The sequence below is a fragment of the Lentzea sp. NPDC005914 genome (assembly GCF_040629405.1).
In the GTDB taxonomy this organism is placed as follows: Bacteria; Actinomycetota; Actinomycetes; order Mycobacteriales; family Pseudonocardiaceae; genus Lentzea.
In genome coordinates, this window is record NZ_JBEXVQ010000083.1 from 1 (window position 1) to 6,962 (window position 6,962).

Annotated in this window: 5 protein-coding genes; 4 read left to right on the forward strand and 1 reads right to left on the reverse strand. The window is 70.0% G+C overall.

What is annotated here, in order from left to right; all coding sequences use genetic code 11:
• Positions 1–91: 91 nt before the first annotated feature.
• The gene (locus ABZ345_RS47175; protein ID WP_359862279.1) at positions 92–514 is read right to left on the reverse strand and encodes a YcxB family protein; all 423 of its coding nucleotides are present in this window, start codon (positions 512–514) and stop codon (positions 92–94) included.
• 97 nt (positions 515–611) lie between these two features.
• Here ABZ345_RS47175 and ABZ345_RS47180 point away from each other — a divergent pair, with 97 nt between their 5' ends.
• The 4 genes from ABZ345_RS47180 (at position 612) to ABZ345_RS47195 (ending at position 6,715) form a co-directional block, all read left to right on the forward strand.
• Positions 612–2,765 (forward strand): N,N-dimethylformamidase beta subunit family domain-containing protein, encoded by a 2,154-nt coding sequence (locus ABZ345_RS47180; protein WP_359862281.1) that lies wholly within the window; start codon positions 612–614, stop codon positions 2,763–2,765.
• Between the two features lie 55 nt (positions 2,766–2,820).
• Positions 2,821–4,212: a sigma 54-interacting transcriptional regulator gene (locus ABZ345_RS47185; RefSeq protein WP_359862283.1), complete on the forward strand. Its 1,392-nt coding sequence runs from the start codon at positions 2,821–2,823 to the stop codon at positions 4,210–4,212.
• Entirely contained in the window at positions 4,209–6,134 is a 1,926-nt protein-coding gene (locus ABZ345_RS47190; RefSeq protein WP_359862285.1) for a VWA domain-containing protein, read from the forward strand. The genes ABZ345_RS47185 and ABZ345_RS47190 overlap by 4 nt, the downstream gene beginning before the upstream one ends.
• A gap of 167 nt (positions 6,135–6,301) precedes the next feature.
• Positions 6,302–6,715, forward strand: coding sequence for a hypothetical protein (locus tag ABZ345_RS47195; RefSeq protein WP_359862286.1), 414 nt, complete (start codon positions 6,302–6,304; stop codon positions 6,713–6,715).
• The last annotated feature ends 247 nt before the right edge of the window (positions 6,716–6,962 follow it).

Sequence of the window (6,962 nt, forward strand, 5' to 3'; positions counted from 1 at the left end):
ACCGCCGCCATCTGGCACAACCGCGCCACCGGCCAACCCATCACCCGATCCCTGATCGCCTACGACCACTGATCAGTTAGGACTTACTCGTCTAGTTGGCCGGACCGATGCGTTGTTCGAGCAGCGTGCGGAACGAGCTGCGGTCCTCATCGGACGCGAAGGCCCTGTGCGGCACCGACAGCGAGGCCGCGTCCAGCGTCTCCAGCACGAAACCCTGGCGCGTCTCGGTCCAGCCCGGCAGTTCCTCCCAGACGATCTCCTCGCGCACCGCGGTGCCCACGGCCATCCGGAACGACTGGTCGTCGGCGCTGCCCACCACGGTCCGGCTGATCATCTCGTCGGACGAGAAGCGCCACCACACCGCGACCGGCTCCATGAACCCGATGACCAGTGCGAACACGAGACCGAACACCGCGACCGGGAACATCTCGTCGTCGAAACCGACCAGCAGCACCAGCGAGAACACGCCGAGCACGAGGGCGAACCAGGGCGCCCACTTGAACATCGGCACCATCGCCCGCAGGCTGGCACGCCAGTCCGCCGGTGACGGCGCCCATTTGAAATCAACACAGTTGCTCATAACGCCCCGCATTCTGCTGCACGATGACGCCATGCATCTGGGGGATGACGAAAACAGGACGATCGCGCGCAGAACGGTCCTCAAGGGCACGGCCGCGGCGCTCGCCGGGGCGGCACTGGCCACCGCCGGCCAGGGGACCGCGCAGGCCGCACAGGAAGATCCGGAACAGCGTCTGCTGCAGCTCGTGCCCGGCGGCAACGGCATCATCTACGCCGACGGTCGCTTGAAGTGGTTCAAGCACACCGGGCGCAACGACGGCAGCTACAACTGGGCGGACGGCAACGGCCGGGAGATCGGTTCCGGGTGGCAGATTCACACGACCGTGCTCGCCTCGCAGGACGGTCAGCTCTTCGGTTTCTGCGGCGACGGCACCATCTGGTGGCACAAGTGGGTGCTCACGAACGCCGCGACGGGCGCGGGCTCCTGGGCACCCGACACGAACGCGATCATCCACACCGAGTTCGGTCAGTACTCGTACGTGTTCGGCGGCTGGGACGGCGTCATCTACGCCGTGGACGCCCGCGGCGACCTGTACTGGTTCCGCTACGTCGCCGGTGACGGCTCCAGCGGGCCGGGCGCGTGGGCGAACAACGGCGTCGGGCAGAAGATCGCGAGCGAGCAGCGCGACTACGACGGCTACTTCGCCGACCAGCAGGGCGTCATCTACGGCATGCGGCACGGCGCGGCGCTGGACTGGTTCCGCTACCTCGCGGGCGACGGCTCCAACGGCCCCGGCGCGTGGGCGAACAACGGCAAGGCGATCCGGATCGGCAGCGGCTTCGACTGGGGCGGGTGCACCGAGCGGTTCGCGGAGAACGGCGTCGTCTACGTCGTGTGGGTCAACCGCGACGACCACACGCAGCCGGATCACCAGCTGGCCTGGTACAAGCTCAACAACCACACCACGATCGACCGCAACGGCGCCGTGTGGGCCGAGGGCACCGGCAAGCTCGTCGGCACCGGGTTCACCGTCACCAGAGCCGCGAACCTGCAGGGCTGCGCGAACTGGTCGGTCGCGGCGGGCGAGCAGCTCGCGGTCAAGGTCTCGACGACGTTCGACAGCTACCGGGCGAGCGTGCTGCGGTTGACCGGGCCGGTTGAGCAGGGTGGCGCGCACGAGGTGTGGGCGCCGCGCACGTTCACCGGTCGCCGTCAGCTGCTGCGGCAGGGATACCGCGCGAACGGCGTCGACTGGCAGACGGACTTCACCGTGCCCGTGGGTGCCGACTGGGAGTCCGGTTTCCACGTCGTGAAGCTCGAAGGCCCGCACGGAATGCGCCAGTACATCCCGTTCGTGGTGAAACCGCAGCAGCCCAAGCACAAGGTCGCGCTGTTGCTGCCGTACCTCACGCACAACGCCTACAACCACTGGGGCGGGCACTTCCAGTACAGCTGGGACGAACGGCGCGCGCGTCGCCAGATCACCACGCGCCGGCCGTTCGCGAACGCCTACATCGAGGCGCCGGGGTTCGTCGACGTCCGGTTCTACGGCGACCTGCTGCTGATGAAGTGGTTCCGGGACAACAACGTTTCCTACGACTCCTACCAGGACCTCGACCTGCACAACCCGTCGTGGCTCGCGCAGTACAAGGTGCTCGTGCTCGCCACGCACCCCGAATACTGGACACCGGAGATGCGAGCCGCGCTGGAGACGTACCTCGCGAACGGCGGTCGTGTGGTCTACACGGGCGGCAACGGCATGTACGAGCGTGTCGACTACAACGCGTCGGGTGGGTTCGTGCTGCACCGTCGCGACGACGGCACGCGGTACCTGTGGCGCGAGCAAGACCGTCCCGAGTCGCAGGTGCTCGGCGTGGCGTACGACGGCAGCTCCTACATGGAGTTCCGCCCGTACGAGGTGTCCGCCGACCATCCGTTCCTGGAGGGCACGGGGCTGAAGGTCGGCGACAAGTTTGGCGAGAACGGGTACAACTTCGCGGCCAGCGGCTGGGAGGTCGACAGCCGCGCCGGTGCGGGACCCGCGGCGCCGGGCGTCGTCCGATTCGCTCACGGCGAACGGAAGCCGGACGAACCGGACTTGTACGGCGCGGAGATGTGCGTGCTGCCCAAGCCGAACGGAGGCTGGGTGTTCGCCGCGGGTTCGTTGTGTTTCAACGGTGCTCTCGCGCATGACGTCCGGATGTCGCGGATTCTGTTGAACGCGGTGACCGCGGCTCAGGTCTAGCGGCTGGAGTCGCTCCACGTCGACGGGTCAGGTTCGGGTGCGTAGCGTCGTCTGCGTGACCCAGAACCTGGCCCGCACGGCGGGCGAACTGCGCGCCGCCGGGCACCTGCCGCGCGGCGTCAAGACCGAGATCAGGGAGAACCTCCTCGCGGCTCTTCGCGAGGGGCGCAACCCGTGGCCCGGCATCGTCGGTTTCGACCGCACGGTGCTCCCGCAGCTGGAACGCGCGCTGCTGGCCGGCCACGACGTCGTCCTGCTCGGCGAGCGCGGTCAGGGCAAGACCCGGCTGTTGCGCACCCTGGTGTCCCTGCTCGACGAGTGGACGCCTGTCATCGAGGGCTCCGAGCTGGGCGAACACCCGCTCGGCCCGATCACGCCCGAGTCTCGCCGACGTGCCTCGGAGCTCGGCGACGACCTGCCCGTGGTGTGGCGGCACCGCGACGAGCGCTATGCCGAGAAGCTCGCGACGCCCGACACGTCCGTCGGTGACCTGGTCGGCGACGTCGACCCGGTGAAGGTCGCCGAGGGCCGTTCGCTGGGCGACCCGGAGACGATCCACTACGGCCTTCTCCCGCGCGCCCACCGCGGCATCATCGCCATCAACGAGCTGCCCGACCTGGCCGAACGCATCCAGGTCGCGTTGCTCAACGTGATGGAGGAGCGCGACATCCAGGTCCGCGGCTACACGCTGCGGCTGCCGCTGGACGTGCTGCTCGTCGCCACCGCGAACCCCGAGGACTACACGAACCGCGGCCGCATCATCACGCCGCTGAAGGACCGCTTCGGCGCCGAGGTGCGCACGCACTACCCGTTGGAAGTCGACGCCGAGGTCGATCTCGTCCGCCAGGAGGCCGAACTGGTCGCCGAGGTCGGTGACCACCTGCTGGAGATCATCGCCCGCTTCGTCCGCCACCTGCGCGAGTCGTCGTCGATCGACCAGCGTTCCGGCGTGTCCGCGCGGTTCGCCGTCGCCGCCGCTGAAACCGTTGCGGCATCGGCACTTCGCCGTTCCGCGCTGATCGGTGAGACCCCGCCCATCGCCCGTCCGATCGACCTGGAGTCGGTGCCGGACGTGCTGCGCGGCAAGCTCGAGTTCGAGGCGGGGGAGGAGGGCCGCGAGGACGAGGTTCTCGTGCACCTGCTGCGCCGTTCGATCGCCGACACGGCCCGTGCCCGCCTCGCCGGGCTGAACCTGCGCGCGCTGGCGGAGGTCGTCTCGGACGGCCATCCCGTCGCGACCGGTGACCGCGTGCACGCCGGTGACCTGCTCGCCGCCCTGCCGGAGCTGCCGATCCTGCACGAGGTGGCCGCGCGCATGGGTGCCGGCCCGAAGGACCCCGTCGGCCGCATCGCGTCGGCCGTCGAACTGGCGCTGGAGTCGCTGTACCTCACGCGCCACCTGTCGAAGGACACGTCCTCCGACGACGACCGGGCGGTGTACGGATGAGGTACCGGTACGGACGCTGGGGTGGGGGCGCCGACCCGTTGGCGCCGCCGGTAGACCTGCGCGCGGCCGTGGACGAGCTCGGCCGCGAGATCATGGAGGGCGCGTCGCCTTCCTCGGCCCTGCGGGAGCTGCTGCGCCGTGGCGTCGACGGGACGCGCGGGCTGGACGACCTGACGTCGCGGCTGTGGCAGCGCCGTGCCTCGATCCAGCGCCGGCACCGGTTGGACGGCACGTTGTCCGAGGTCAGGCGGCTGCTGGAGTCGGCTTTGGAGGCGGAGCGCCGGGCGTTGTTCCCGGACCCGTCCGACGACGCGCGGTTCCGCGAGGCCCAGCTCGACGCCCTGCCTCAGGGGACGGCCGCGGCCGTTCAGGAGCTGTCGTCCTACGACTGGCGGTCCTCCGAGGCTCGTGAGGCGTTCGAGCAGATCCGCTCGCTGCTGGGCCGTGAGTTGCTCGACCAGCGCTTCCAGGGCATGAAGGAAGCACTGTCCAATGTGGACTCCGACGACGTGCGCCGGATCCAGCGAATGCTGAGCGACCTGAACACGCTGCTGGAGGCGCACGCGGCCGGTTCACCGGACACACCGCGCCTGTTCGACGACTTCATGCGCAAGCACGGCGAGTTCTTCCCGGAGAACCCCCGCAACGTCGACGAGCTCATCGACGCCCTGGCCGCCCGGTCCGCGGCCGCGCAACGCATGATGAACTCGATGACCGACGCCCAACGCGCGGAGCTCTCGGCGTTGTCCCAGCAGGCTTTCGGCGGGATCGGCTCACAACTGTCCACTCTGGACTCACTGCTGCAGCGGCTGCGTCCCGGCGAGGACTGGACCTCCTCCGCGCGCTTCCGCGGCCAGGACCCGCTGGGCCTGGGCGAGGGCGCGCAGGCGATGGCCGACCTGGCCGAGCTGGACGCCCTGGCCGAGCAACTCGGCCAGTCCTATCCGGGCGCCCGCCTGGAGGACATCGACCTGGAGGCCCTGGAACGCCAGCTGGGCGAGTCCGCCTCGGTCGACGCCCGCCGCCTGGCAGAGCTGGAAAAGGCCCTTCGACAGCAGAACATCGTGGAACGCGCGCCGGACGGGTCGCTCCGGCTGACGCCGAAAGCGTTGCGGCGCCTGGGCGAGACCGCCCTGCGCGGCGTAGTGGACCAGCTGCGCTCCTCGCAGGGCTCGCGCGAAACGGTGTCGGCTGGTGCCGCCGGCGAGCTGATCGGCTCGACCCGGCCGTGGCAGTTCGGCGACACCGAGCCCTGGGACGTGCCCCGAACCCTGCGCAACTCCGTCCTGCGCTCCGGCACGATGTCCATGGACGTCGTTGATCTGGAGGTGTCCGAAACCGAACACCGCACGCGCGCGGCCGTCGCTCTGTGCGTGGACACGTCCTGGTCGATGGTGCAGGACGGCCGTTGGGTGCCGATGAAACGCACGGCCCTGGCCCTGCATCACCTCGTGCGCACCCGTTTCCGCACCGACGCCCTGCAACTCGTGACGTTCGGCCGCTACGCCGAAGCCGTGGACATCGGCCAGTTGACGGCCCTCGAGGGCGTGTGGGAGCAGGGCACGAACCTGCACCACGCGCTGTTGCTGGCGGGCCGGCACGTACGCCGCCACCCCGACGCACAACCCGTGGTGCTGGTGGTGACCGACGGCGAGCCCACCGCACACCTGGAGCCCGACGGCGACGCGGACTTCAACTACCCGCCGCTGCCGCAGACGCTGACCAAGACGCTGAACGAGGTCGACGCGCTGGCCCGGCTCGGGGCGACGATCTCGGTGTTCAAGCTCGGTGACGATCCGCGGTTGGCGGCGTTCGTCGACATCGTGGCTCGGAGGGGCGGCGGGCGCGTGGTGTCGCCGGATGAGGACGGGCTGGGTGCGGCGGTGGTCAGCGACTACCTGAGGTCGCGACGTCGCCGCTGAGCCTGGTGGGCTTGTGGTGTCGCCGGGCGAGGTGCCTGCTGGATGGTGGGCGCGTGGCGTCGCTGGACTGGGGCGAGTCAGCTGTGCGGCGGTCCGCGAGCACCTGAGGGCTGAGCGTCTCGGCTGAGCCGGTTGCCGGGTGCACCGACAGCGGGGACGATCGCCGAGTGGTCCTGCCCCTCCGCCGGTTCGTGCTCGCCGCCGTCTTGAGCGGTGTGCCGTCGACCGTGCATGCGCTGGCGGTCGGCGACGACCCGTTGCGGGCCACCAAGGCTGCCGGGTCGTTGGTGGGCGGTGGTGCTGGGGCGGGCGTGGCGGTGCATCTGGCCGTGTCGGCCTGGTGGGTGTTCGTGCTGGGGCGGCTCCGGGTGCGGGGTGTGGTCGGCGGGGCTGTGGCCGGGGCGCTGATCGCGGCGCTCGACCTGGAGGTCATCGGGCGCCGCAACGCGCAGATCCGCGCGTTGCCGAGGGGGCCGCAGTGGCTGGACCACGTGGCGTTCGGCGTGCTCGCGGCCGGGCGTGGACGTGCGGCCCAGGTGAGGGCTGCGGCTCGGCCCGGACGTGAGGTGCGGCCTGGGTGAGGGTTGCGGGCGAGCGGCGTCGTGCGGCCTGCTCGTGAGGCGTGGGCCGGGTGAGGCTGCGGCGGGCGTGCATCCCGGTCGTGAGGCGCTTACCGGGTGACGACTGCCGGCCGTCCAGCAGGTAGAGGGCGGACAACCGGGTGAGTGGCGGCGCATCTAGATGGTTGATTCCAAGGTCAGTGGTCGTAGGCGATCAGTGATCGTTTGACTGGCTTGCCGGTCTTGTCGTTGTGCCAGATCGCGGCGG